Annotated in this window: 23 protein-coding genes; 14 read left to right on the forward strand and 9 right to left on the reverse strand. The window is 32.8% G+C overall.

Features of this window, described 5'->3' with window-relative positions:
• Positions 1 to 8 precede the first annotated feature (8 nt).
• From M4I23_RS11510 to rpsU, 7 genes are all read left to right on the forward strand, one after another.
• Positions 9 to 902, forward strand: coding sequence for a hypothetical protein (locus M4I23_RS11510; protein WP_249754470.1), 894 nt, complete (start codon positions 9 to 11; stop codon positions 900 to 902).
• 1,040 nt (positions 903 to 1,942) lie between these two features.
• The gene (locus tag M4I23_RS11515) at positions 1,943 to 5,107 is read left to right on the forward strand and encodes a SusC/RagA family TonB-linked outer membrane protein (RefSeq protein ID WP_158844952.1); all 3,165 of its coding nucleotides are present in this window, start codon (positions 1,943 to 1,945) and stop codon (positions 5,105 to 5,107) included.
• 7 nt (positions 5,108 to 5,114) lie between these two features.
• The gene (locus tag M4I23_RS11520) at positions 5,115 to 6,635 is read left to right on the forward strand and encodes a SusD/RagB family nutrient-binding outer membrane lipoprotein (protein ID WP_249754471.1); all 1,521 of its coding nucleotides are present in this window, start codon (positions 5,115 to 5,117) and stop codon (positions 6,633 to 6,635) included.
• A gap of 16 nt (positions 6,636 to 6,651) precedes the next feature.
• Positions 6,652 to 7,320, forward strand: a complete 669-nt coding sequence (locus M4I23_RS11525) for an immunoglobulin-like domain-containing protein (RefSeq protein ID WP_262922259.1) — start codon at positions 6,652 to 6,654, stop codon at positions 7,318 to 7,320.
• Positions 7,321 to 7,335: 15 nt separating this feature from the next.
• On the forward strand, positions 7,336 to 8,013 hold the full coding sequence (locus M4I23_RS11530) for a lipid-binding protein (RefSeq protein ID WP_158844961.1): 678 nt from the start codon (positions 7,336 to 7,338) through the stop codon (positions 8,011 to 8,013).
• A 184-nt stretch (positions 8,014 to 8,197) separates the two neighbouring features.
• Positions 8,198 to 9,061 (forward strand): RNA polymerase sigma factor RpoD/SigA, encoded by an 864-nt coding sequence (locus tag M4I23_RS11535; protein ID WP_158844964.1) that lies wholly within the window; start codon positions 8,198 to 8,200, stop codon positions 9,059 to 9,061.
• A gap of 37 nt (positions 9,062 to 9,098) precedes the next feature.
• Entirely contained in the window at positions 9,099 to 9,293 is a 195-nt protein-coding gene (gene rpsU / locus M4I23_RS11540; protein ID WP_158844967.1) for a 30S ribosomal protein S21, read from the forward strand.
• A gap of 61 nt (positions 9,294 to 9,354) precedes the next feature.
• Here the strand turns inward: rpsU and M4I23_RS11545 are convergent, their stop codons facing one another.
• Positions 9,355 to 10,146, reverse strand: a complete 792-nt coding sequence (locus M4I23_RS11545; RefSeq protein ID WP_249754472.1) for a DUF2797 domain-containing protein — start codon at positions 10,144 to 10,146, stop codon at positions 9,355 to 9,357.
• A gap of 43 nt (positions 10,147 to 10,189) precedes the next feature.
• On the opposite strand from M4I23_RS11545, the gene M4I23_RS11550 reads away from it, so the two are divergent.
• A complete protein-coding gene (locus M4I23_RS11550; RefSeq protein WP_249754473.1) occupies positions 10,190 to 11,713 on the forward strand; it encodes a GH3 auxin-responsive promoter family protein in 1,524 nt (507 codons plus the stop codon).
• Positions 11,714 to 11,799: 86 nt separating this feature from the next.
• On the opposite strand, the gene M4I23_RS11555 is transcribed toward M4I23_RS11550, so the two are convergent.
• Positions 11,800 to 12,678, reverse strand: a complete 879-nt coding sequence (locus tag M4I23_RS11555) for a MerR family transcriptional regulator (protein WP_249754474.1) — start codon at positions 12,676 to 12,678, stop codon at positions 11,800 to 11,802.
• A gap of 150 nt (positions 12,679 to 12,828) precedes the next feature.
• Here M4I23_RS11555 and M4I23_RS11560 point away from each other — a divergent pair, with 150 nt between their 5' ends.
• Positions 12,829 to 14,238, forward strand: coding sequence for a fasciclin domain-containing protein (locus M4I23_RS11560; protein WP_249754475.1), 1,410 nt, complete (start codon positions 12,829 to 12,831; stop codon positions 14,236 to 14,238).
• A 192-nt stretch (positions 14,239 to 14,430) separates the two neighbouring features.
• Here the strand turns inward: M4I23_RS11560 and clpX are convergent, their stop codons facing one another.
• The 6 genes from clpX to M4I23_RS11590 all read right to left on the reverse strand — a co-directional run bounded on the left by clpX (position 14,431) and on the right by M4I23_RS11590 (position 20,108).
• The gene (gene clpX, locus M4I23_RS11565) at positions 14,431 to 15,663 is read right to left on the reverse strand and encodes an ATP-dependent Clp protease ATP-binding subunit ClpX (RefSeq protein ID WP_158844981.1); all 1,233 of its coding nucleotides are present in this window, start codon (positions 15,661 to 15,663) and stop codon (positions 14,431 to 14,433) included.
• Positions 15,664 to 15,737: 74 nt separating this feature from the next.
• Positions 15,738 to 16,412: an ATP-dependent Clp endopeptidase proteolytic subunit ClpP gene (gene clpP, locus M4I23_RS11570; RefSeq protein WP_158844984.1), complete on the reverse strand. Its 675-nt coding sequence runs from the start codon at positions 16,410 to 16,412 to the stop codon at positions 15,738 to 15,740.
• A 135-nt stretch (positions 16,413 to 16,547) separates the two neighbouring features.
• Positions 16,548 to 17,876: a trigger factor gene (gene tig / locus M4I23_RS11575; RefSeq protein ID WP_158844987.1), complete on the reverse strand. Its 1,329-nt coding sequence runs from the start codon at positions 17,874 to 17,876 to the stop codon at positions 16,548 to 16,550.
• Positions 17,877 to 18,169: 293 nt separating this feature from the next.
• Positions 18,170 to 18,520 (reverse strand): phage holin family protein, encoded by a 351-nt coding sequence (locus tag M4I23_RS11580; protein WP_158844989.1) that lies wholly within the window; start codon positions 18,518 to 18,520, stop codon positions 18,170 to 18,172.
• A 12-nt stretch (positions 18,521 to 18,532) separates the two neighbouring features.
• Complete coding sequence (locus M4I23_RS11585; protein ID WP_158844992.1) at positions 18,533 to 19,312, reverse strand: alpha/beta fold hydrolase; 780 nt, start codon at positions 19,310 to 19,312, stop codon at positions 18,533 to 18,535.
• Between the two features lie 82 nt (positions 19,313 to 19,394).
• A complete protein-coding gene (locus tag M4I23_RS11590; RefSeq protein WP_249754476.1) occupies positions 19,395 to 20,108 on the reverse strand; it encodes a pyridoxine 5'-phosphate synthase in 714 nt (237 codons plus the stop codon).
• An 87-nt stretch (positions 20,109 to 20,195) separates the two neighbouring features.
• Here M4I23_RS11590 and M4I23_RS11595 point away from each other — a divergent pair, with 87 nt between their 5' ends.
• On the forward strand, positions 20,196 to 20,855 hold the full coding sequence (locus M4I23_RS11595; protein WP_249754477.1) for an acetoin utilization protein acuB: 660 nt from the start codon (positions 20,196 to 20,198) through the stop codon (positions 20,853 to 20,855).
• Between the two features lie 3 nt (positions 20,856 to 20,858).
• Positions 20,859 to 21,746 carry an NAD kinase gene (locus M4I23_RS11600; protein ID WP_249754478.1) on the forward strand — a complete coding sequence of 296 codons (888 nt, stop codon included), beginning with the start codon at positions 20,859 to 20,861 and terminating at the stop codon, positions 21,744 to 21,746.
• Positions 21,747 to 21,829: 83 nt separating this feature from the next.
• Here the strand turns inward: M4I23_RS11600 and M4I23_RS11605 are convergent, their stop codons facing one another.
• The gene (locus tag M4I23_RS11605; protein WP_249754479.1) at positions 21,830 to 22,030 is read right to left on the reverse strand and encodes a hypothetical protein; all 201 of its coding nucleotides are present in this window, start codon (positions 22,028 to 22,030) and stop codon (positions 21,830 to 21,832) included.
• Positions 22,031 to 22,130: 100 nt separating this feature from the next.
• Here M4I23_RS11605 and M4I23_RS11610 point away from each other — a divergent pair, with 100 nt between their 5' ends.
• The 3 genes from M4I23_RS11610 to bamA are packed head-to-tail and all read left to right on the forward strand — an operon-like array spanning position 22,131 to position 26,104.
• A complete protein-coding gene (locus tag M4I23_RS11610) occupies positions 22,131 to 22,808 on the forward strand; it encodes a DUF6089 family protein (RefSeq protein ID WP_158845004.1) in 678 nt (225 codons plus the stop codon).
• A 1-nt stretch (position 22,809) separates the two neighbouring features.
• Positions 22,810 to 23,550 carry an isoprenyl transferase gene (locus M4I23_RS11615; protein WP_158845007.1) on the forward strand — a complete coding sequence of 247 codons (741 nt, stop codon included), beginning with the start codon at positions 22,810 to 22,812 and terminating at the stop codon, positions 23,548 to 23,550.
• Positions 23,483 to 26,104: an outer membrane protein assembly factor BamA gene (bamA, locus tag M4I23_RS11620; RefSeq protein ID WP_158845010.1), complete on the forward strand. Its 2,622-nt coding sequence runs from the start codon at positions 23,483 to 23,485 to the stop codon at positions 26,102 to 26,104. Before M4I23_RS11615 ends, bamA begins: the two co-directional genes overlap by 68 nt.
• Positions 26,105 to 26,245: the final 141 nt, after the last annotated feature.

Consider the following 26,245-nt stretch of genomic DNA (forward strand, 5'->3'; position numbering starts at 1 on the left):
ATATAAAAATGAAAAACATTAAATTTATCAGGACATTTTTCGTCCTAGCTTTAGGGAGTCTTATCACCCTAAGTTCTTGTGATGCGTTATTAGACGACACAAAAACTGATTTTGGACAAGGTCCAATATTGGCTCAATTTGAAAATACAACAGACGAACTAAATATTATTTTAGATCCAGCTGTAACATCAATAGATTATATGATTCCAATTACCTTTTTTGGAGGAAAAAATGTTCCTTTAGATAGAGATGTAACTGTAACCATTGCAACAAGTCCTGATTCGCAAGCGCAAGAAGGTGTTGAGTTTGAGTTAGGTGAAACTACATTTACAATTCCTGCAGGTCAAAAAACTGCAAATGCAGCAATTATTGTATTAACGGGTAACCTTGTACCTTTTGATTTTAAGGACATTGTTCTAGAAATTGTTGAATCATCAGAAGCTGTATCAGATGTTAATTCAATTGCTTTAACATTAAAAGCGCTTCCTGAAACTACTTTAGCAGGAACTTACGATGTTGAAATTGGACAGTATTGGAACTCAGGAAGTCGCCAAGGTGACTTCGGAGGTACCGTTTCTATCCAAGCAGTTTCTCCAGATTTATACAAGCATGTTGGAATTGGATTTTGGCCAGATGACAATGATTTTTACTTTACAGTAGATCCTGACACCAATGTTATCACTGTTTTAGATGTTGATCTTGCTGGAGAACCAACATTATTAAACGGATCTCCAATTATGACTTGTGCTAAAAGTGTATTTGAAATGATTATATGTGATGATACCACAAATAAGCAAACACTTATGTCTGATGGAAGTCATATTGTAGAATTAACTACAGGGTATGATAGAGGAACAGGTGCTACTAGAGAATTCTTAGAAAAACTAATTAGACAAAACTAAATTTTTAGTAAAGTTATACTTAGTACAAAAAACGGTCGGTTAAACATAATGTTTAACCGACCGTTTTATTTTATATCGTATTTTTCAAAAATAAACCATTAACAATTAATCTTTTACAACACCCCTACATCATTCACTATACCTACAAACAGTAATAAAGGAAAATTTACTATAGCCATAGCAGATTATTACCTTAAACTGCTTTAATGACGTAGCTCTTAAGTTAATGCCTACTAATGGTGTAAAACCAGGTAGCACATCAGTTTTAATTTAATATCCAAACCAAACAAACTTGCACCGTAGAAGTAAGTGGTACTCTTAATTTTACTTTTGATAGCTATGCAAGTGAAATATCTTATCCGATTCTTGACGTTGAAGGTCATAGTTGTTTCTGGTCCGAGTACAGGTTTTCTAGATTGAACTGCTTCAACTAGCATCCCTATAACTTTATGCTACGGTAGATGTTACAGCTATGTAGTATATGATGTATACGGAGATCGTTTAGCTAGTCCAGAAGCATTTACTCTAACTCTCAAAAATACAGACTGCACTTCAAGATAAGCGGATCTAGGAGGTTCACATTAACTTCATTTCAAGTTTTCAATTAAGTAAAATTAATCCATCTTAAAAAGGAGATTGATTTAAACTATTAATTAAAATTAAACATTATTATTCGTTATTAAAAATAACTACAAATAATGCTTACTATCATCTAAAACCATTTACTAATTATTTAATAACAAACAGAAAAACACTGAAACATTTCCTCTTTGAATTTGAATTTGAATTTGAATTTGAATTTGAATTTGAAAGAAAAATATTCGACATTAATAGTAGAAAAAAATATTCAAACAATTAATTATTAACGAATTACCAAATAAACCTCTTAAATATTAACTTCAATCAAACTACAGATTTCAACTCTTTCTCTAATACTTCTATAAAATCGTAACACAAAAAAGCAAATTTTAACCATTATTTATTGTTTTATTAACTTTTTATTGTGATTTTTGACGTTGACTAATACAAATAATTATAAAATGAAAACAAAGTTTAGTGGAATACTAACGCTACTATTAGCGTTTGTTGTGCAACTAACGTTTGCACAAGAAAAGACAATTTCAGGAACAGTATCAGATGATTCTGGTTTACCGTTACCTGGAGCTACAGTCTTAGTAAAAGGTACTTCAACAGGTACTTCAACAGATTTCGATGGAGCTTATACCATTAAAGCTAATCAAGGCGCAGTTCTTGTATACAGTTTTGTTGGATATTCAACAAAAGAGATTTCTATTGGATCAAATAAAACTATAAACGTTACAATGGCGGAAGATGCAGAATCTTTGCAAGAAGTTGTTATAACTGCTTTAGGTATTTCTAGAGAGAAAAAAACCGTTGGTTCATCAATACAAACAATTGGAGCTGAAGAACTTAATAGCAACAAGTCTATTAACCCAATAGATGCTATTCAAGGTAAAGCAGCTGGTGTTGAAATCACAGCAGCTCCTGCTCCTGGTTCCACACAAAATGTTATTATTCGTGGTGCTTCATCTTTTGGAAACAATCAACCATTATATGTTGTTGATGGTGTACCATTAACAAATGAACAAAACCGTTCTGGAAGTGATTTAAATTCACAAGTTGATTTTGGTTCTGGTATTAATGCCATTAACCCAAATGACATTGCTACAATGACAATTCTTAAAGGAGCCTCTGCTACTGCTCTATATGGTTCTCGAGCATCAAATGGTATTATAATGATTACTACCAAAAGCGGGTCAGAAGGAGCTTTACAAGTAAACTTCAATAGCTCATATAGTCTTAGTAGAATAAGCGCATTACCAACTAAACAATCTCAATTCGGACAAGGTTGGAGTGGAGATAGAGCATTAGATGAAAATGGTAACTGGGGCGCAGCTTACGACGGTGTTGACCGCGTTTGGGGTAATATTGTTGACAATAGCCAAAATATAAAACCTTATGTATTCTTAGAAGATAACATTAAAGATTTTTATGATTACGGAGAAAACATATCTAATTCACTTTCACTTTCAGGCGGTTCTGATGTTACAAATTACTACTTCTCTATATCTCACAATAAAGTAGATGGTGTTGTTCCTACAGATTCTGACTCTTACGAGAGGTTTACATTGTCAAGTAGAGGATCTCATAAATTTAAAAAATTACAAATAAGTTCTTCTATAAACTATAGTAATGAATTAACAAATTCTGTACCAACAGGGCAAGGTACTTCAATGCTAAGATCTTTATACGAAATAGCAAACGATATATCAATTGTTGATTTAAAGGATTACAATAATAAATTTAACAATCTAGATAATTACTTTACGCCATACGGTGTTAATCCTTATTATATTTTAGATAATGACGCAGCAAATCAAGTGAAAAATAAATTTTTTGGAAAATTCCAGATTGATTATGATATCCTTGACAATTTAAAATTAACATATAGACTTGGTGGAGATTTCGAAACTTCTGTCCTAGAAAGTCACACAGGTATTATCGCCTTTAGCGATGGAGCAATTAATGCCGGTTCTAGCGCAGCTAACCCTGGTAACTTTCGTGAAGAACGTATTACTAGAACACAAATGAATCATGATCTTACATTAGCTCTTGACAATACAGTTACAAAAGATATTAGCATAAACACATTATTTGGTTTTAATGCTAACGAACGTAAGTATAATGAATTATTCGGAGAGATTTCGTCAATTGATATTCCTGGTTTTTACAACTTAAATAATAGTTTAACACCTGCTACTTCTGGTCATGAACATGAAAAAAGAAGACTTTTAGGCCTTTACGTATCTTCAGATATTAGCTATAAAAACTTTTTATTCTTTAATTTCACAGCTAGAAATGATTGGTCTTCAACATTATCACTTGACAATAATTCTTTCTATTATGGAGGTGTAAACATGAGTTATATTCTTACAGATCATTTAAGATCTAAAGATATTGATACTGGCATTTTCGATTTCACAAAAATAAGAGTTGCATATGGTAGTACCGGTAACGATGCTGATGTTTACAAAGTATATGACAGATATGTTTCTGGTTATTCAACTAATCCAGGTTTCCCAAATGTAGATGATCTCACATTTCCATTAGGAGGGGTTAACTCATACACCAATTCTAATGTACTAGGTAATTCAGATCTTAAACCAGAAATAACAAAAGAGTTTGAAATAGGTATTGAAAATAGAATGTTCAAAGGGCGATTTGGATTTGAAATTTCTTATTACAACAAGTTAACGGAAGGTCTTATTGCATCTTTACCTTTAGATCCATCAACTGGTTATACATCAATCACCTCCAATCTAGGAGATGTTAGAAACAAAGGTTTAGAAGTAAGTGTAAATGTTAAACCAATTGTGACAGATAATTTTACATGGGATGTAAATTGGAATTACACAAAAAATAAAAACAAAGTAGAAAGCTTAGATGTTGAAGAGGTTTTTATTTCTGGTTTTGGAGATGCTGGTATCTATGCAATAGAAGGAATGGCATTAGGTCAGTTTAAAAGCTCTGTTCCTCAAACAACGATGGTTAATGGAGTTGAATCTACAATTGTTGATGGTAGTGGTAATCCACAACATACAACAGACCTAGAACTTCTTGGAAAAGATATAAACGAAAAGTATAGAATGGGTTTAACAAACAAATTCTCCTACAAAAACATTTCTTTAGCCGCTACTTTAGACTTTAGATATGGAGGTAGTATTTATTCAGGTACTAAAGATTACATGCACTGGACTGGTAGTTCTCCAGAAAGTGTATTAAACGACAGAAACTCTTTCATTATACCTAACTCTGTTGTAGATAATGGTGATGGAACATATTCTGAGAACACTACTCCTGTTGATGCAACAGCATTACATACTTTTTATAGTAACGGAGGATTAGATGCAGATGATTATGCTGTTATAGACAAATCTTTCCTTAAACTTAGAAATGTAACTTTAGCATATAATTTACCTAAATCACTTTGTGAAAAGGTTAATTTTAATAATGTTACTTTCTCATTTACTGCTAGTAACTTTATTCTTTGGAGACCAGCAGAGAATCCTTATATCGATCCAGAAAATACGACTTTCGGAACTGACCTTGACGCTAAGTTTGGTGAGTTTATGGGGAACCCAAGTCAAGAAACGTTTACATTAGGATTAAATATTAATTTATAAAAATTTAATGATGAAGAAATATATATTAAAAATATCGATGATAGTTTTAATAGCCTTCGCTTATAACTGCGAAAGTTATTTAGATGTTAATCAGGATCCTGATGTTTTAGGAGAAACAGACGCTCCCGAAATTCTTTTACCAACGGCACAAGTTAGCCTAGCTAACAATCTAATGGGATGGGATTTTGGATTTGCTGGAGGCTTTTATAGTGAGTATTGGACTCAATCATATACGGCATCACAGTTCAAAACTCTATGTGAATACCAAGAAGACTCTTTCAGTAACCAATATACTGGATTAACATCTGGCACTCTAAGTGATTTAAAAAGAATTAAGGAGTTATCTTCAGATGAAGCTAACCAAGGTTACTATTATATCGCAGAAGCCTTATCTATTTATACTTGGCAAATAATGACAGATGTATGGGGAGACCTTCCTTATACTGAAGCTTTACAAGGAGATGCTATAAAATCTCCCGTTTTCGATTCTAGCGAAAATATTTATACTGATTTAGAAAAACGTGTAGACGCTCTTTTAGCAATAGATAATTCGGAGTATGCTATAACTTCTACTTTCGATTTTATCTATGCAGGTGAAATGGCTCAATGGAGTAAATTCGTTGCCTCATTAAAATTAAAACTTATGTTACGTCAATCAGAAACGACGAACTATAGTAATGCCGATGTTCTGTCGTTCATACAAAACAATTCATTCTTAACGAGTCCTGCAAAAATAGCGGGAACTTATTGGGATGATTCTTTAGAAGGAAAAAGACATCCAATGCGTGAGTTCGAAGCAGGAGGAGCTCTTTACCTATCTACAAATGTAATTGGATGTAAAACATTCATTGACTATTTAAAAGTAAATGATGACCCTAGATTGGATGAATTATTTACAGCTCCAACAGATGGACATGAAGGTGCTTTCTTTGGTGATTTTGATTCTAAAAAAGATTCAGATGCAGATGGAATATTAGACGAAGATGAAGTTTATAGTGAACCAATTTTTTCAGGAGACATGGATATCATGTTAATGAGTGATTGGGAAGTAAACTTTTACATTGCAGAAGTTTATGCTAGAGCAAGTGAATTAGCAAATGCTAAAGCATACTATGATATGGCAATTACAGCCTCTTTAGCTCAAAACTCAATTCTTGATACTTCAATATTATCTTCTGGATATGCGCAATGGGTAGATGGAACACAAGAAGAAAACATAGAACAAATTTCAATGCAAAAATGGGTAGCAAACGCTAATTACCAACATATTGAATCATTTCTAGAACGTAACAGAACAAAGTATCCTTCAGTAAATGATATTGACATTAAAAGTGACAGAGAAGCTGCATTCTTAAACTTCCCTGTTGGTCAACTTACCATTTCTGTTAATGGACGAGAAAGAACAAACGGACTTCTACCTGCATCCCCTGTATATCCAACTTCTGTATTAAATAGAAATGTAAATGCTCCAAGCCAAAAACTAGATTTATTAGAAAAAATTTGGTGGAACAAAAAAGCTGGTAAATAATTTTAAAAAAAAGATCATGAAAAAAATATTAATAAAAATATTACCATTATTCTTTATTGCTGTAATCTCTTGTGAACAAGACGACAGTACTGAAGGGGTATCAAGAATAACATTCTATAATGATATCGAATTTGTTGGAGACGAAACAATGTATTTACCAGTAGGGTCAGCATTTAGCGACCCAGGAGTAACTGCTTTTGAAGGCGAAGAAGACGTTACTGCAAACGTTGTGGTATCAGGAAGTGTTGATACAAGCACAATAGGAACAAATTCCATAACTTATTCTATTGTTAACGCAGACGGGTTTTCGAAAGAAATAACTAGAACCGTTATAGTTCACCCAGTAGCCGATTCTGGTATAGACTACAGCGGTATCTATACAGGAGATAGTAGAGGTGAAATTATGGATTCAGGATGTGTGATAACAAAAGTAGCTCCTAGCACTTACTTAGCTACTGATTTTTTTGGCGGAGTATACTGCTGTGGTTCACGAGACTACGGATTAGCATATAGATTAAAAACCTATTTTTATGTTAGCTCAGACAATACAACCTACACATCAATCTCGACAGATTCACCATGGGGAGCATGGGACATACTCAATCCAAGTATATCTGGAACGACGTTGTCTCATAAAGTAAACCAAGGTACATTTGGTTTTGACGTTACCCTAATTAAAGAATAATTTAAAAAAATAGATATGAAAAAAAATATAATATACATATTACTTGTATTTGCATCTTTCACATTTAGCTCATGTGACGAAGATTTAGAAATTTGGGATAGTAACACATTAGATTATTCTGGTACCTATTTTTGGGAATTATATAATGAAGATATGTCTTCACTATATGTTGGTTACGACCACGACGTACAATTATTAATCTACAATACGGCTGATAATAATGAAAATGAAGTTTGGTTAGAAGACACTGATAACGTGTTCCCATTAAAGAGTAAATTCTTTTTTGATGGAACAGCAGAATCTTTTAGTTCTAAAAGCTCTGATTTCGTTGATTTAACTGATAATGCAGCAGCAATAGAAGATGCGTTACCAAGTACTAAACCAACAGGTTTAAACGAAGAGAGTATAGAAGACACTGATTATATTAGAAGTACTATTATGGAAGGTAAAATTCTAAAAAATGCAGGGACTACAATTAGTGGAAACCCCGTTGATAGTATTTATGTGAAAATCAAACTATATAGTGGTACCGTGAAATACACAAGTTATAGTGTTCCTGTAGACAAAAGAGCAGATCCTGAAGTTGAAGAGTTTGATTGGATCTATGATAGTGCTACTTATGATAATACACTTGACGAAATTTATGTTATTTCTGGTCACAGAAAAACTGGGTTTTCTGAAGATGATCACTAAGATTAGTAATTTAACAAACATATTTAAGAGACTGCCTTTAAAAGCAGTCTCTTTTATTTTGTACTAAATATTAAAAATATTTCAGATTAGATTTATATACAATTTTAAAATATAAAACCAAAATAATTAGGTTTTCTCCCCAAACTTATTATATTACCCATTAGTCTAACTTTAAAAACACTACATGAGGCAATTAAAGATTACGAAACAAGTTACCAACCGCGAGTCAAAATCATTAGACAAATACCTTCAAGATATTAGTAAAATACCACTAATTACAGCTGAAGAAGAGGTCGAATTAGCCCAGCTTATAAAAAATGGCGACCAAAAAGCTCTAGATACACTCACAACTGCTAACTTAAGGTTTGTAGTTTCTGTCTCAAAACAATATCAAAATCAAGGTCTAACTCTACCCGATTTAATCAATGAAGGCAACGCTGGCCTAGTGAAAGCGGCGAAACGCTTTGATGAAACTAGAGGGTTTAAATTTATTTCTTATGCTGTTTGGTGGATTCGTCAAGCAATTCTTCAAGCTTTAGCCGAACAATCTCGAATAGTTAGATTACCTTTGAACAAAATTGGCTCAATTAATAAAATTAATAAAGCCTACTCATTTTTAGAACAAGAGAACGAAAGACCTCCAAGTGCGCAAGAAATTGCAAACAAATTAGATCTTTCGCTTACTGATGTAAAACAGTCTATGAAAATTTCAGGACGCCATGTTTCTATGGATGCTCCATTTCAGGAAGGTGAAACATCAAACTTGTACGATGTTATGAATTCTAGCGAATCGCCACGGCCAGATTCTGGTTTAATGCAAGATGCATTGAATATAGAAGTTAACCGTGCTTTAAATTCCCTTTCGGAAAAAGAAGCAGAAGTTATTCGTCATTATTATGGCATTAGTAAAAAGCAACCTATGAGCCTCCAAGAAATTGGTGACTCTTTTGGTTTAACACGGGAACGTGTAAGACAAATAAAAGAAAAAGGGATTCGTCGATTGCGACAAAACTCAAAAAGTAAAGTACTAAAAACGTATTTAGGATAAGCCTAAAACTTAAAATCAATTAATTAAAAGAGTATCTATGTTAAAGATTATTGTAAAAGATGGTGAAAATATAGAGCGTGCCTTAAAACGCTACAAGAGAAAACACCGTAACATTAAAGTAATGCAAAATTTACGTGAAGGACAGTTTTTTACTAAACCATCGGTAAAAAGACGTCGTCAAGTTAAAAAAGCAGCTTACATTCAAAACTTAAGAGACCAAGAAGAAGTTTAGTCTTTAATAGTTTGAAGCTTATAAAAAATCCCATTCGATTTAATCGTAATGGGATTTTTTATTATATAGATATTTTTACCACCAAACCTTCGTTAGAACGTATATTAAAAACGGTATCATCCTCAAAAATGAGATACTGCCCTTTTATCCCTACTAATTTCCCGGTATATTTTAAATCTTTTTTAATATTTAAACTTTTTGGCTTCTCAGGGTATTTATTAACAGGAAACTCTAAATGTGTTTCACTATTATTTTCAATAAAGTAATCTCTAGCTTCATCTGGAATATATTGTTTTAAACGTTCACGCCATTCCATTAAATTTTCGTCCTCAATATCGTTTTTAAGCATTTTACGCCAGTTTGTTTTATCTGCAACGTAAGACTTTAACGCAACCTCTGTAACGCCCGCTAAATACCTATTTGGCACTTCAACAATTTCTAGTGCTTCGTGTGCTCCTTGATCTATCCAACGTGTTGGTACTTGTGTTTTTCTAGTAACACCAACTTTAACATTACTGGAATTTGCTAAATACACAATATGCGGTTGTAACTGAACCTTTTTTTCGTATCCTAAATCGCGATCTTCTATACCTAAATGCGCCGTACTTAGTTCGGGACGCATAATCCAGTCTCCTGTATGTGCAGTATTGTAAAAGCACTGTTTATCATAACCTTGACGAAATATAGGCTTATCTAATCCACAGTTTAAACATTGGAATTTTATAAACTCTATAGAAATAGTTTTTCCTAATAATTGATTCATATTTATAAAATCAGAATCAAAAACCAAATAATACTGAATCGGATTAGAAAATTCCGTTTCCATTTTTGTCAAAACACCTTGGTAAGTCATAAAAAAAAGTCTTATTTTTAAAAAATTAAAGATAAAAATAAATATGCCAATCCCTATAGTAAATTCAATTGCTTCTTGGTTTTTAAAAAAACGATTTCATCAAATTGAATTGTTTTTAAAATACCCTAACGAAGTACAAGATGAATTACTACAAAGCCTTATATATATGGCTAAAGACACTGAACTTGGTAAACAATACGATTTTAAGTCTATAAAAAACTACAAAACATTTGCCGAACGTGTACCTATAAAAAACTATGATGGCTGGCAGGACATCATTGACCGCTCTAGAAATGGAGAAAATAATTTATTTTGGCCTACACCAATAAAATGGTTTGCAAAATCTAGCGGTACCACCAGAGCAAAAAGCAAATTTATTCCAGTAAGCCAAGAATCTTTGGAAGATTGCCATTATGCGGCAAGCAAAGACTTATTGTGCATGTATTTAAATAACAATGAAGATTCGCAATTGTTTACAGGGAAAAGTTTACGTCTAGGTGGAAGTAAAGAGTTATACAGATCTAAAGGAACAGTTTTTGGTGATTTGTCGGCAATTTTAATTGACAACATGCCCTTTTGGGCCGAATATAGCAGCACACCAAGTAATAAAGTGTCGTTAATGAGCGATTGGGAACATAAAATGCAAGCGATAGTTAATGAAACTATAAACGAAAAAGTAACAAGTTTAGCGGGCGTACCATCTTGGATGTTAGTCCTTTTAAATAATGTTTTAGAAACTACCGGAAAACAAAGTTTACATGAGGTTTGGCCAGACTTAGAAGTTTATTTTCATGGTGGCGTGAGCTTTACTCCATACAAAGACCAATACCAGAAGATATTACCAAAATCGGACTTTAAGTATTATGAAATCTATAATGCTTCGGAAGGTTTCTTTGCTATTCAAGATCGAAATGATTCTGATGAATTACTATTGATGTTGGATTATGGTATTTTTTATGAATTTATACCTATGAATATCTATGCTACTTCCGAAGAAAAAGCAATTCCGTTAAGTGAAGTAGAAATGTTTAAAAACTATGCAGTTATTATTACTACAAATGCCGGATTGTGGCGATATAAAATTGGAGACACCATTAGATTCACCTCTTTAAGTCCTTACAGGATTAAAGTATCTGGACGTACAAAACATCATATTAATGTTTTTGGTGAAGAGCTTATTATTGAAAATGCTGAAGAAGCTTTAAAAAATGCTTGCCTTAAAACACAAGCCGAAATAGTAGATTATACGGCTGCTCCAATTTTTATGAAAGGAAAAGAAAAAGGTGCTCATGAATGGCTTATTGAGTTTAAAACACCACCAACAGATATTGATCATTTTAATGAATTGTTTGATAATGCTTTAAAAGCTCTAAACTCCGATTACGAAGCGAAACGCTATAACTGTATTACTTTAAATAAACCGAAAATTATTATTGCCAGAAAAGCCCTATTTCATGATTGGTTAAAACAAAATAATAAATTGGGCGGACAACATAAAGTTCCAAGGCTTTCGAATACTAGAGATTATATAACTGAATTATTAGAACTAAATGTTTTATGTGTTTAATTGAAGAAGAAATATGTTGTTATATTTAACACCTATACCCTATCGCAAACCAATATTATAAAATAAAACAGCAAGAAAACTTCTTGCTAAAAAGATTTTATTTTCTTCAAGTTATCAATTAAATCATTTGGATGAGATAAATAAATAATCCGTTTATCATCAACAATAGTTGCTAAATTTGTTGGGTTTCCAGAAACAAGTAGTGGCACATCACCTTGCTGTAGTATAGCTTCAACTTTAGAACCAGTAGGCTGTTCCGTTGGAGTTACAAACATAGTCAACATTAAATTAGGTTTAACCTCTTCAATAACCTGTTTAATATTTTCTGTAGGAACATCTTGCCCCAAGTAATACACACGCCATCCCATTTCTCTAGCTATATAATAAGCAAGCAGAAGTGCAATTTCGTGATATTCATCTTCCGTTAAAAACATTAATATGCTTGGTGCATTATTTTTAGGATAGGCAAGCAAATCAATAGAAGCAAACATTTTCCTTTTTATTAAATTGGAAATAAAATGCTCTTGTGCTGGCATCACTTTATTAATTCCCCAAAGTACACCAACCTGGTTTAAAAAAGGATATACAAGTTCTGTAACGGTAGCTAAAAGACCTTTTTTGACAATTTGAGTTCTTAAAATCTCATTAAACGATACTTCGTCCATATTTAGCATACTAATAACAAGCCCGCTAATTTCATCTTCATAATTACCCTCGATAATCCGATCTGAAATAGTTTCATGAATTTCAGTATCCGACATTTTATCAATTTTAGAAATCCGGTAACCATTTCTAGTTAACACACCTATATTTAATAATTTCTTTAATTGATCATCAGAATAATACCTAATATTTGTATCCGTACGCTCAGGGTCCAAGAAATTATATCGAGTTTCCCACTTTCGTAAAGTATGCGCTTTTATTCCTGTTAAGGCTACAATTTGTGCCATTGTATATTTACTCATGTCTAAATATTTACTAAACAAAGTTAAACAAAATAATATAAATTAATAAATCATAAAAAATAAATTGTCTAACCTTTATATGTGTATTGTTTGACAATTACAATATTTTATATATATTTGTCTAAAGAAAAACTAAATAAATTAGACATTATGAAAACGAAACTTTTTTTTATCACAATTTTTAGTCTATCACTATTAACAACATCATGCAGTAGTGATGATGATAATTCCAACAATGCAACACCAAACATTGTAGAATTAGCACAAACAACAACCGACTTAAGCTCATTAGTAGCAGCGCTTACTAGAGCAGATGGAAATCTAGCAACCGTTTTAAGCGGAAATGGTCCCTTTACAGTGTTAGCGCCAACAAATACCGCTTTTGCAAATTTTCTATCTGATAATGGGTTTGCTTCTCTTGAAGATGTGCCAACAGATGTATTATCACAAGTTCTTTTAAACCACGTAATCATGGCCGATGTAACTTCAAGTGATTTAATATCACTGGGTGCTGGTTACACACCAGGAAGTGCAAGCGGTCCCGACGACTTAAACATCAGTATTTATTTTGATACTTCTAATGGTGTTACATTTAATAATGTAGCAACAGTAACCACCGCTGATATAAATACTTCAAACGGAACTATACATATTATTGACGCTGTTTTGGACTTACCAAATATTGTAGATCTTGCTGCGGCAAATTCAGATTTCTCAAGTTTAGTAGCTGCTTTAGGCTCTGCAGATGGAGACTTAGTTAATGTACTTAGTGCCGATGGACCTTTTACAGTATTAGCACCAAACAATAGCGCTTTTAGTACGTTTTTAGACGGTACAGCTTTAGGCGATGTAGACACTGCCGCACTATCCCAAATACTACTTAACCATGTGATTATAAGTTCTACAGTAACATCGACTGCTTTAGTAGATGCAGGAGCGGGATACACTAATACAGGAGCAACAGGCCCAGGCGATAATGCCTTGAGTTTGTATTATAACACATCTAATGGTGTAATGTTTAATGGAATATCTACAGTAACGCAAGCAGATATAGTTGGAACAAATGGTATTATACACGCAATAGATACTGTGATAGACATACCAACTGTAGTTACTTTTGCTGTTGCAGATCCAACTTTTTCAACTTTAGTGCAAGCTTTAACATCTCTAACCCCTGCTACGGATTTTGCTGCTATTTTAGCTAGAACAGAAACTGGAAATTCAGATAATTTAGATCCAAGCTTTACTGTATTTGCGCCAACCAATGATGCTTTCTCTGCATTATCTGTAATTCCTGCAGAAGATGCATTAACGCAAATATTATTACACCATGTAATTAAAGAAGCCAACATTACGGCAAGTATGCTTAATAATCCTGGTGAAACTACAGCAGAAACTATTGAAGGTGATAATATTACTATTACACTTCCTGGAACTGGTAGTAACATTGCAAATATAACAGATGGATCTGGAGCTACGGATATTGGTATTATAGCTGTTGATGTTCAAGCTGGAAATGGAGTAATACACGTTATTAACAAAGTGATGATTAATAACTAAAACAAAACGACTCCCTAAGACTAGTTAATTTTGAAACCGACACCAACTTTTAGTTGTGTCGGTTTCTTATTTAAGAAGAGCCTCTTTAAACACTTTCACGAAAAACATAAAAGATAGGGGCCTTTTATAAAACAAAAAACCATTTGTAAATTTATTTACAAATGGTTTTTTATTATTATAACAAGTAACAGATTAAGAAACTGCTTTCAATTTCTTAATAGTTGTTTTTGTTAGTTTTCCTTCGGCGTAAGCCTTAGTTACATTTAATTTTTTATCATCGCTGCTTGGCAATTCAAACATAGCATCGGTTAAAATTTCTTCACATAAAGAACGTAACCCTCTAGCTCCTAATTTATATTCGATAGCTTTACCTACAATAAAATCTAAAGCACCATCGGTTATAACGAAATCTACTTCATCCATTTTAAACAGTTTTTTATACTGCTTAATAATAGCATTTTTAGGTTCAGTTAAAATAGCTCTTAATGTTTTAGCATCTAAAGGATCCATGTATGTTAATACAGGAAGACGGCCAATAATTTCTGGAATTAATCCAAAATCTTTTAAATCCTTCGGAATAATATATTGTAATAAGTGGTCTTTATCTACAACATCATCAGAAATTGATGCGCTATACCCTACCGCTTGCATATTTAATCTATTAGAAATTACACGATCAATACCATCGAAAGCACCACCAGCTATAAACAAAATATTTTCGGTGTTAACCTCTATAAATTTTTGATCTGGATGCTTACGTCCGCCTTTTGGTGGCACATTAACAACTGTACCTTCTAATAACTTTAATAAAGCTTGTTGAACACCTTCACCAGAAACATCTCTAGTTATTGATGGATTATCACTCTTTCGGGCAATTTTATCGATTTCATCAATAAAAACAATTCCCTTTTCAGCTTTTTCTAAATTATAATCCGCAGCTTGTAATAAACGCGTTAAAATACTTTCAACATCTTCACCTACATAACCAGCTTCTGTTAAAACAGTAGCATCTACAATAGCTAAAGGTACATTAAGCATTTTAGCAATGGTTTTTGCCATTAAGGTTTTACCTGTACCGGTTTGCCCAACCATAATGATATTACTTTTTTGTATTTCAATATCATCATTTGTTGGCGGCTGCAACAAACGCTTATAGTGATTATACACAGCAACAGACATTACTTTTTTAGTCATGTCTTGCCCGATAATATATTCATCTAAAAACCCCTTTATCTGTAAAGGCTTGCGTAACTTTAATTCTGCAGATAAATCGCTGCTATCGCTTTGTTTAGATTCTTCTATAACAATACCATGCGCTTGCTCTATACATCTATCACAGATGTGAGCATCTAATCCCGCTATTAATAGGTTTGTTTCAGGTTTTTTACGACCACAAAACGAACATTCTAATTCTTCTTTTGCCATTCAATCTTCCTTATTTTGACGCTCTAAAACCTCAAGCCTCTTTGTATCAATAATTTAAAGTTAGTGATTTTTTATTAATTACGTGCTAAAATCTCATCGATCATACCGTATTCTTTCGCTTTATCCGATTTCATCCAGTAGTCTCTATCACTATCTTCATATACTTTGTCGTAATCCTGACCAGAATGCTTACTTATAATTTTATAAAGTTCTTCTTTTAAAATTAAAATTTCTCTAGCCGTAATTTCAATATCACTCGCTTGCCCTTGAGCACCACCTAAAGGTTGATGAATCATAACACGAGAATGCGTTAATCCACTACGTTTTCCTTTTGTTCCTGCGCACAATAAAACAGCACCCATTGAAGCCGCCATACCTGTACAGATAGTTGCTACATCTGGTTTAATAAATTGCATAGTATCGTAAATACCTAAACCTGCATATACACTTCCTCCTGGAGAGTTGATGTACATTTGAATGTCTTTATTAGCATCTACACTTTCTAAAAACAAAAGCTGTGCTTGTATAATATTAGCAATATTATCGTCAATTCCTGTTCCTAAGAAAAGGATACGATCCATCATTAATCTTGAAAACACATCTAGTTGAGAGATGTTTAATTGACGTTCTTCTATAATATAAGGCGTCATGTTTTGAGGCATCATACTACTAACAATTTTATTGTAATATGTACTGCTTATTCCTTGATCCTTTATCGCGAATTTTTCAAATTCTTTTGCGTAATCCATATCTATTATATTATTTATTTCGATTAACACGTTATAGACAGATATATCTATGATGTGATAAAAAGTATGTTTTTAATAAAAAGGCGCTTAAATCTAATAGATTTAAGCGCCTAAAGATAAACATTATTTATTTATTTATTTGTCGCCGTAAACTTCTTTAACAAAGTTTTCGTAACTCAATTCTTTAACTTCAAGATTTGCTTTTTCTTTGTAAACAGATAATAATTTTTGACTTACTAATTGTTCTGAAATACGGCGTGCTTCTTTTTGATCTGATAACACACGAGCAGCAATATCATCCAATTCTTTATCTGAAGGATTCATTTGACCAAATTGAGCCATTTGCCCTTTAATCATCTCTCTTGCATGATTTTTAATATCGTCCATAGTAACTTGCACGTTATTTGCCTCAATTAATTTACCTTCTATTAATTGGTAACGTAAGCTTTTTTCAGACTTCTCATACTCTTCTTTAGCTTGATCCGCATCTATAGGTTGCTCACCTGCAGTTTGCATCCATTTAGTTAAAAACTCAGCTGGTAAATCGAATTTAGTATTTTCAACTAAATGTTCAGTTACATCGTTTAATAACTTCTGATCTGCTTGTTGCACGAATTGCTTTTCAGCATCTTCTTTTATTTTTTCTCTTACTTCTGAAACAGATTTAACTGTACCTTCTCCAAAAAGCTTATCGAATAACTCTTGGTCTAAATCGGCTAATTCTCTTTGGTTAACTTCAGTAATAGTAAAAGATACTTCAATATCTAAACCATGGATTTCATCGTGACCTAATTTTAATGCATGCATTAAATCATGATCATCCTCAAAAAGACCTTTTGTTTTTAATACAATAACATCTCCAGCTTTAGCTCCAACAAATTGCTTAGCAGTTGCTTTTCCTTTAAATTTATCTAAAGTTAAAGTTACTGTATTATTAACTTCTTTTTCTTCGTTTGTGTAAGTTCCAGTAATTTCGCTATCTGCATCAACAACATCTTGAGGAATTAATTTTCCATATTGTTTTTGAATACGCTCAATTTGCTCATCAATCATTTTATCATCAGCAATAATATTATATTGCGTGATTGCTTTTTTACCTTTTAACTCAACCTCAAATTCTGGAGCTAAGCCTAATTCGAATTCGAATGTAAATTTATCACCATCCCAATCAATTTCGTCTTGAGTTTTTGGTAAGGGTTGTCCAAGAACATCTAATTTCTCTTCAGTTAAATACTTATTTAAAGCATCTTGTAAAAGCTTGTTTACTTCATCAACTAAAACGGATTTACCGTATTGTTTTTTCACCATTCCCATTGGCACATGCCCTTTTCTAAATCCAGGAATATTTGCTGTTTTACGGTAATCAAGTAATATTTTTTCAACTTTATCGCTATAATCTTCTTTAGCGATATCTACTTTTACCACAGCATTTAATGCATCAACGTTTTCTCTTGTAATATTCATTTTTAATGATATAAGCCTGAAAAGGCATTTAACAATTAGGTTTAAAACCTTACATTTCTTTTAGTTTCCCTTATTTAATAGGAAAACCGAATTTTAATAAAAAAATAATCTGATTAATTATTAGATATTTTTGCAACTAAAATCGGCATGCAAAAGTACAATATTTTTACATCCCAACAAAGTTTTTAATTTGCTGATTTTATGACGTTTCCTTTACACACAAGACATTACCTCAAGCCATTTTCGATACTAGAGTTTTTATTCGTGCTTATTTTATTATTATCAAGGTTCTATTATGCCTTTTTATCGGTAGTAAAAAAGGATTGCAATATAGATTGAAGGATTGATAAAAGCACACTAAACAATATAGCCCACCAAATATTATCTACAGAAAAACCACTAATAAACTCATCGGCCAGAAGAATAATTAATCCATTAATCACTAACAAAAACAAGCCTAATGTTATAACGGTTACTGGCAGTGTAAAGATGACTAAAATAGGTTTTACTAAAAGGTTTAAAATCGATAATACTAAAGCTACAATTATAGCAGACATATAACCATCTACCTGAACGCCCGAAAGCACATTTGCTAACACAAATACAGCGATAGCATTTACTAAAAGTTTAATTATTGTGTTCATAGTATTTTTATTTTAAGATTCAACAAATTTTATCAAAGCTGCAAAAAAGTCTTTTGGATTTTCTGCATGCAACCAATGGCCTGCATTTGCAATAGTAACGATTTCAAAATCAGAAAAATGATTTTTAATTATTGCTTCATCACCAACACCAATATATTCAGAGCGATCACCACGCATAAACAATGTTGGTTTATTAAAATTAGAATAACTTGGTAAAGCTTCACCGACTTCTGCAACTTCTTCTTTTAAAACATCAAGATTTATTCTTAATGCTAATTTCCCTTTTTCAATCCAATATAGATTTTTCAATAAAAACTGTCGTGTCCCAACATCATCAACATAACCACTTAACATTTTATCGGCCTCGCCTCTACTTTTAATAACATCAAAATTTAAGGCACTTAATCCCTCTAAAATTCCATCGTGATGCACCGGATAAAAACGCGGAGAAATATCTGCTACTATTAATTTTGAAACCAATTCTGGATATTCGCAAGCAAAAAGCATAGCAGTTTTACCTCCCATAGAATGCCCAAGTAATATAATATCCTTTAAATTATGCGCTTCACAGTACTTATTTAAATCTTCCGCAAGCACTTCATAACTAAAATTAGCATCCCAAAAACTTCTACCGTGATTTCTTTGATCTACCAAATGAACCTCGAAACCCTGTTCGGAAAGATGTTTTCCGTGTGTTTTCCAATTATCACTCATACCCAAAAAACCATGTAGAATTACAAATGGCTTTCCTTCTCCTAATATATTTGAATATAACAACTCTTTTTCTTCCATAAACTACTATTAATCCTTAAAACAGAAAACTATTATTTCATTGCTTAACAAATTAAAAATAAACTGCGACTGTAAATAAACCCTATTTAAGCTTTCTTAAATACATCTGGATTACATTCTCTACACCCAAATATAAACTTTCGGCAATTAAAGCATGACCAATAGACACCTCTAATAATCCTGGGATATTTTGTTTAAAAAACTCAATATTCTCTAAAGATAAATCGTGACCAGCATTTATACCCATACCTAAATTATTAGCCAATTCGGCACTTTCAAAATAAGGTTTAATAGCTCCTTTATTTCCTAAACCATATTGGTGCGCAAAAGCTTCGGTGTATAGTTCTACTCGATCGGTCCCTGTGGCTTTCGCTCCTTCAATTTGTTCCAAAACAGGATCTACAAAAATGGAGGTTCTAATACCGTTATTTTGGAATTCCTTAATCATATCAACTAAAAAATCTTTATGTTTTATAGTATCCCAACCTGCGTTACTCGTTATAGCATCAACCGCATCGGGCACTAAGGTAACCTGTGTAGGTTTCACTTCTAAAACTAGTTTTAAAAATGATTCCACAGGATTGCCTTCAATATTATATTCCGTGTAAACTTCTGGTTTTAAATCACGTGCATCTTGATATCGAATATGGCGTTCATCTGGCCTTGGATGTATAGTAACACCCTCTGCACCAAATCGTTGTACATCTTTAGCAAACTCAACAACATTAGGCACATCACCACCTCTAGAGTTTCTTAATGTCGCTATCTTATTTATATTAACACTTAACTTTGTCATAAATACATTTTAAAAAACAAAAATACAAAGTAGAACAAGCATAATTGCTATTTTTTTGATTAATTTGCATACCTATTAAAAGGCGTTATGGAACTTTCAGAATATATTATAAACGATATAAAACCACTTAAAAACACTAGTAAAATTAGTGAACTACAATTACTGTTTAATCAGTTAACGTTTTCACATATTCCAGTGTCGGATGAAAACGGCACCTATTTAGGCTGTTTTTCAGAAACCGATGCCCATTGTTTCGATAGTGAAAAACCACTATCGGAATATCAATATACATTTGGAGATTTTTTTGTGCGAGACACTACTGTTTGGCTAGATGTTTTAGAAGCATTTGCTAAAAACTCAACCAACATCATGCCCATTTTAAGTGAACAAAACAAATACTTAGGCTATTACGAACTTAACGATGTTATCAACATGTTTAGCGAATCGCCTTTTTTCTCTGAACCTGGAGGTATTTTAGTAGTCGAAAAATTGATTAACGATTATTCTTTTAGCGAAATTAGCCAAATTGTAGAATCTAATGGCGGTAAACTACTTGGTGCTTTTGTTTCAAAAATGAATAGTGATTTAATTCAAGTTACACTAAAAGTAGGCAATACGGGACTAAACGATATCATTCAAACCTTTAGACGGTACAGCTACAATATTGTTTCTGGCCATGCGGAAGACAGTTATATTGAAAGCCTAAAAGAACGATCGGATTATTTAAACAAGTACTTAGACATATAATTTATGAAAGTTGCAATTTTTGGACGCTTTTACAACAAAACCACTACAACTTCAGTAGAAACACTGCTACATTATTTACTGAAAAAAGAATTCGATGCCTATATAGAAACCGAATTTTCGAACCTCGTTAAAAGTGAATCAGAAAACGAAAGCGACTATACATCTTTTAAAACCTTCGACAAACTCGATAACTCTTTCGATTTGCTAGTAAGCATTGGTGGCGATGGTACTATTTTACGTGCCATAACCTATGTTAAAAATCTGGATATACCTATAATAGGTATCAACACAGGACGTCTTGGTTTTCTAGCCACCATACAAGTAAACCAAATAGAAAACGCCATGCAAAATATTATTGATGGCAACTATAAAATTTCTGAGCGCACCTTATTATCTGTAGAAACATCCCCGGAAAACGACGATATACTGTCAATGAATTTCGCATTAAACGAAATTGCAGTAAGTCGAAAAAATACCACATCAATGATAACCGTAGAAACTTATTTAGACGGCGAACTCCTAACCTCCTATTGGAGCGACGGCCTCATTGTATCAACACCAACAGGTTCTACAGGCTACTCACTAAGTTGTGGTGGGCCAGTAATAACACCAGGAGCCAACAGTTTTGCACTAACACCTATTGCACCACATAATCTAAGTGCAAGACCTTTAATAATACCAGACTCTACAGAAATACGCCTAAAAGTAAACGGTCGCGAAGAGCAACATTTAGTATCCCTAGATTCTAGAATTGCAACCCTAGACAATGGCACGATAATCACCATAAAAAAAGCAGATTTCAGAATAAAAATGATTGATTTACCAAGCGAAAGTTTCCTCGTAACCCTTCGAAAAAAACTACTTTGGGGAGAAGACAAGCGGAATCAATAATTTTTTTTGGGCGTTACCACAAGGGTCGGGCTTTCCGCTATATCTTTGTTTGTGCCTCATTCATTTCTGCATACCATTAAAGCCTAGTCAACAAAATAAGTTAAGTCCATATTAATATGAATTAAGGCTAGCACAAAAAAAAATGCCGCATCAATCCCTAACGCACATATTTGCCATTGTTTGTTTTTTTTAAAAGTTATCGCAACTTTACAATAGCCACTTATTCTAAGCTTAAAATATATGTTTTTGTGCATAGCAGCAAAATGAATATCATCTCCAACCAAAACAATAATTTTAAATTAAAACAGTTTTACAACCATACTGTTAACCTCAAATTATAACAGTCCATACTTATTTATTATATTTGCAAACTTTTAAACATCTATGAGATATTTAATCATATTGACATTAAGCCTACTAAGCACCCAAATAAACTTCGCTCAAATTAACGAAATTGGCGTATTTGTTGGGGGCAGTAATTTAATAGGAGACGTTGGGCCAACCAAATTTATAGCACCAAACACACCTAGTTTAGGACTTCTATATAAATGGAACAGAAGTAGACGACACTCTTACAGGTTTTCCGTAATATATTCCGATTTAAAGGCAAAAGACAGTGATTCTGACGATCCTCGACGTATACAGCGTGATTATTCAATAGATTCAAACCTATTAGAAATTTCGGCAGGTATGGAATTTACTTTTATGGATTTCAACCTTCATTCTGGAGAAACAATAGGAACACCTTACTTATTTAGCGGTATAGCAGCTACACAATACAGCCTAACTTCTTTCTCAAACGGATCCCAAAGCGGTAAAGACTGGACCATGGCAATACCAATGGCAATAGGCTACAAAACAAATATACTAGGTAACTTTATCCTTGGTTTTGAAGTTGGAGCTCGGTACACCTTTACAGACAATATAGATGGTAGTTTCCCTGAAAGCTCTAACAACCAACAATATCAATTCGGAAATATTAATAATAACGATTGGTATACCTTTACAGGAATTACATTAACTTACACATTCGGGATTAAACCCTGCTATTGTTACGATTAAAATGGACTTAAAAGAAAACATACAACTCAAAAAATTACCTAAGCATATTGCCATAATTATGGATGGTAATGGGCGTTGGGCTAAACAACAAGGTATGCTTAGAGCATTTGGCCACGAAAATGGCACAAAATCTGTACGCACCACGGTAGAAGCTTGCGCAGAATTAGGTGTAGAAAACCTAACACTATATGCCTTTTCTACAGAAAACTGGAACCGACCAAAACTAGAAGTACAAACTTTAATGAAGCTTTTAGTTTCCGCATTAAGAAAAGAAATTAAAACACTTCAAGATAATAATATTAAGCTTACAGCAATTGGGAATTTAACTACATTACCGAAAAAAGCATACAAAGAATTGCATGAGGTAATAGATAAGACCAAGACCAACTCTCGCATGACCTTAACCTTAGCACTTAGCTACGGATCTCGCGAAGAAATCATAAATACTGTTAAGGAGATTAGTATTAAAGTTAAAAATAATATAATTTCGCCCGAAAATATTGAAGAATCAATTATTAATGAGCATCTTTACACGCAAAATTTACCCGACGTAGATTTGTTAATAAGAACCAGTGGGGAGCAACGCATAAGTAATTTTTTGCTTTGGCAAATTGCTTATGCCGAATTATATTTTACAAATGTACTTTGGCCCGATTTTACAAAGCAACATTTGTATGAAGCTATTATTGAATATCAAAAAAGAGAACGACGATTTGGGAAAACAAGTGAACAACTTAGTTAATTTATTAGCTTTTAAAACATCCGCCAAATGCTATTTAGCATTATTACTTTTAGTAAGTTGTTTTAATATCCAGGCTCAAGATTTAGATTACAAAAACGGTAAAACGTATACTTTAGGAAAAATTACCGTTTCCGGAAACACCAGCTTTAGTGAGCAAACTATTGTTGCCTATTCCGGTTTAAGTAAAGGAAAAGACATTAAAATTCCTGGTGAAGACATTCGTGACGCTATTAAAAAGCTTTGGAAATCTAACCTTTTTAGTGATATCGAGGTTTTTATAACCAATATTGAAGACGATGTAGCAACTTTAGAAATTCATCTATCTGATTTACCACAACTAAACGACCTAAAAATCAATGGCGTTAAAAACGGTAAAAAAGAAGGGATTATAGAAGACAACAAACTTAAAAGAGGTGTAAAAGTTACCGAAAACCTTTTAACGACTACAAAAAACTACCTAACAAGCAAATACAAAAAGGATGGTTTTTTAAACACCAAAGTGCATATTAACACCATTGATGTAAAAGATTCTATCCAAACGAGTAGAGTAAATATGGTACTTAATATTGATAAAGGTGAAAAAGTTAAAATTGACGATATTATTTTTAGTGGCGATTCTGTTTTAAGCGAAAAACAGCTTAGAAAAAGCATGAAAAACACGAAGAAGAAAAACCCAATTCGTTTATTAAAACGCTCAAAATATATTGAAGAAGATTATAAAGAAGATTTAGTTAGCTTAATCGATACTTATAAAGAGAACGGTTATAGAGATGCTCGTGTATTATCAGATAGTATTATTATTAAAAATGACAAAACGGTTTCTCTTAAAATCAATTTAGAAGAAGGAGAAAAATACACGTTTGGTGATATTACTTTTATTGGTAACACAATATACTCTAACCAACAATTAAGTCGTTTATTACGAATTGATAAAGGTGACACCTATGATGGTGTTACACTTGCAAAACGTATAGCAGATGATACAAAACCAGATGCTAACGATATTACAAACTTATACCAGAACAACGGTTATTTATTCTCAAATATTAACGCCGTAGAAGTTAGCGCCGATAACAACGTTATCGATATGGAAATTAGAATAACAGAAGGAAAACCTGCTTATTTTAATAGTGTATCTGTTGTTGGAAACGATAAAACAAACGATCACGTAGTATATCGTGAGATACGTACACGTCCTGGCCAATTATATAGTAAAGCCAACGTGGTGCGTACAGTAAGAGAGCTTGGGCAACTAGGGTTCTTTGATGCTCAAGAAATTACTCCAAATTTTAACAACCCTAATCCAAACGAAGGTACTATCGATATGGAATATGTAGTTAAAGAAACCGGATCTAGCCAAATTGAATTACAAGGTGGTTATGGTGGCGGAGGCTTTATTGGAACTTTAGGATTATCATTCAACAACTTTTCAATAAAAGATATCTTTAAGAAAGATGCATATAAACCAATACCAATGGGTGATGGTCAAAAATTAGCGTTACGTTTACAAGCCAGTCAATTTTATCAAACGTATAGTTTCTCATTCTCTGAGCCATGGTTAGGAGGAAAACGTCCGGTACAATTCTCGACATCTTTATCACATACTAAACAATTTTTATACGATAACTCTACCTTTAGAGCAGATAAAAGCAGAAGTTTCAATATTACAGGTATTACTTTTGGTTTAGCTAAACGTTTAACTGTTCCAGATGATTTCTTCGTATTATCTCAATCTGTATCTTACCAACGTTACGATTTAAATAATTACAACACAGGTTTATTTACCTTTGGAGATGGTTTTTCAAATAACTTATCTTATTCTATTGGTTTAAGTAGAAATAATACAAGTGTAGACCCTGTTTACCCTATAGAAGGGTCTAGCTTCTCTGTAACGGCAAAAGCATCTTTACCTTACTCTTTATTTAACGGAACAGATTACTCGGAGTTAAAAGAAGAATATGACGATTTAGACCTTACAGATGCTGACGACTTTGAAAGAGCTGGAGAAATAGACCAAGAACGTTATAACTGGTTAGAATTTTACAAAGTAAACTTTAAAGGAACTTGGTATACTCAAGTTGCTAAAGATTTAGTATTAAGACCTAATGTTGAATTCGGATTCTTAGGTGCTTATAACCAAGACAGAGGTGTCATTCCTTTCGAAAGATACTTTTTAGGTGGTGATGGATTAGCAAACTATAGCTTAGATGGTAGAGAAACTGTGCAACTACGTGGTTATCCTAACCAATCACTTTCTAGTGAAGATGGTGGTTCTATCTACAATAAATTCTCTTTAGAATTACGTTACCCAATTACATTAAAAGCATCTGCTAAAATTTATGCTTTAGGATTCGTAGAGGGTGGAGCATCATTTGATAACTTTAGAGATTATAACCCGTTCGATTTAAAACGTTCTGCAGGATTAGGTATCCGTATTTTTATGCCAGCATTTGGTTTATTAGGTATCGATTTTGGTCATGGATTTGATTCTATTGATGATAGCGGTGTTAAAAACGGATGGGAAACACACTTCATTATTGGTCAACAATTTTAACCCATAAATTATTTTGGCACGATATTTTCTATTAACACTTTAATGATTTGAATAAGAATTGAAATTTTTAAGATTAAATTTCGTTAATTTTGAAATGAGCAATTAAAAATTTTCCATAACGGCGAAAATGTTTATTTTGCG

The sequence above is a fragment of the Algibacter sp. L4_22 genome (assembly GCF_023473045.1).
GTDB lineage: Bacteria > Bacteroidota > Bacteroidia > Flavobacteriales > Flavobacteriaceae > Algibacter.

Bases quoted from the DNA above. Each gene is read 5' to 3' on its own strand.
- M4I23_RS11595 (WP_249754477.1), top strand. From the start codon at position 20,196: ATGGAACTTTCAGAATATATTATAAACGATATAAAACCACTTAAAAAC.
- M4I23_RS11580 (WP_158844989.1), bottom strand. From the start codon at position 18,520: ATGAACACAATAATTAAACTTTTAGTAAATGCTATCGCTGTATTTGTG.
- M4I23_RS11545 (WP_249754472.1), bottom strand. From the start codon at position 10,146: ATGACTTACCAAGGTGTTTTGACAAAAATGGAAACGGAATTTTCTAAT.
- clpX (WP_158844981.1), bottom strand. From the start codon at position 15,663: ATGGCAAAAGAAGAATTAGAATGTTCGTTTTGTGGTCGTAAAAAACCT.
- tig (WP_158844987.1), bottom strand. From the start codon at position 17,876: ATGAATATTACAAGAGAAAACGTTGATGCATTAAATGCTGTGGTAAAA.
- M4I23_RS11535 (WP_158844964.1), top strand. From the start codon at position 8,198: ATGAGGCAATTAAAGATTACGAAACAAGTTACCAACCGCGAGTCAAAA.
- M4I23_RS11510 (WP_249754470.1), top strand. From the start codon at position 9: ATGAAAAACATTAAATTTATCAGGACATTTTTCGTCCTAGCTTTAGGG.
- M4I23_RS11615 (WP_158845007.1), top strand. From the start codon at position 22,810: ATGGACTTAAAAGAAAACATACAACTCAAAAAATTACCTAAGCATATT.
- M4I23_RS11590 (WP_249754476.1), bottom strand. From the start codon at position 20,108: ATGACAAAGTTAAGTGTTAATATAAATAAGATAGCGACATTAAGAAAC.
- M4I23_RS11585 (WP_158844992.1), bottom strand. From the start codon at position 19,312: ATGGAAGAAAAAGAGTTGTTATATTCAAATATATTAGGAGAAGGAAAG.
- M4I23_RS11600 (WP_249754478.1), top strand. From the start codon at position 20,859: ATGAAAGTTGCAATTTTTGGACGCTTTTACAACAAAACCACTACAACT.
- M4I23_RS11525 (WP_262922259.1), top strand. From the start codon at position 6,652: ATGAAAAAAATATTAATAAAAATATTACCATTATTCTTTATTGCTGTA.
- M4I23_RS11560 (WP_249754475.1), top strand. From the start codon at position 12,829: ATGAAAACGAAACTTTTTTTTATCACAATTTTTAGTCTATCACTATTA.
- M4I23_RS11520 (WP_249754471.1), top strand. From the start codon at position 5,115: ATGATGAAGAAATATATATTAAAAATATCGATGATAGTTTTAATAGCC.
- rpsU (WP_158844967.1), top strand. From the start codon at position 9,099: ATGTTAAAGATTATTGTAAAAGATGGTGAAAATATAGAGCGTGCCTTA.
- clpP (WP_158844984.1), bottom strand. From the start codon at position 16,412: ATGGATTACGCAAAAGAATTTGAAAAATTCGCGATAAAGGATCAAGGA.
- bamA (WP_158845010.1), top strand. From the start codon at position 23,483: ATGAAGCTATTATTGAATATCAAAAAAGAGAACGACGATTTGGGAAAA.
- M4I23_RS11550 (WP_249754473.1), top strand. From the start codon at position 10,190: ATGCCAATCCCTATAGTAAATTCAATTGCTTCTTGGTTTTTAAAAAAA.
- M4I23_RS11530 (WP_158844961.1), top strand. From the start codon at position 7,336: ATGAAAAAAAATATAATATACATATTACTTGTATTTGCATCTTTCACA.
- M4I23_RS11610 (WP_158845004.1), top strand. From the start codon at position 22,131: ATGAGATATTTAATCATATTGACATTAAGCCTACTAAGCACCCAAATA.
- M4I23_RS11555 (WP_249754474.1), bottom strand. From the start codon at position 12,678: ATGAGTAAATATACAATGGCACAAATTGTAGCCTTAACAGGAATAAAA.
- M4I23_RS11515 (WP_158844952.1), top strand. From the start codon at position 1,943: ATGAAAACAAAGTTTAGTGGAATACTAACGCTACTATTAGCGTTTGTT.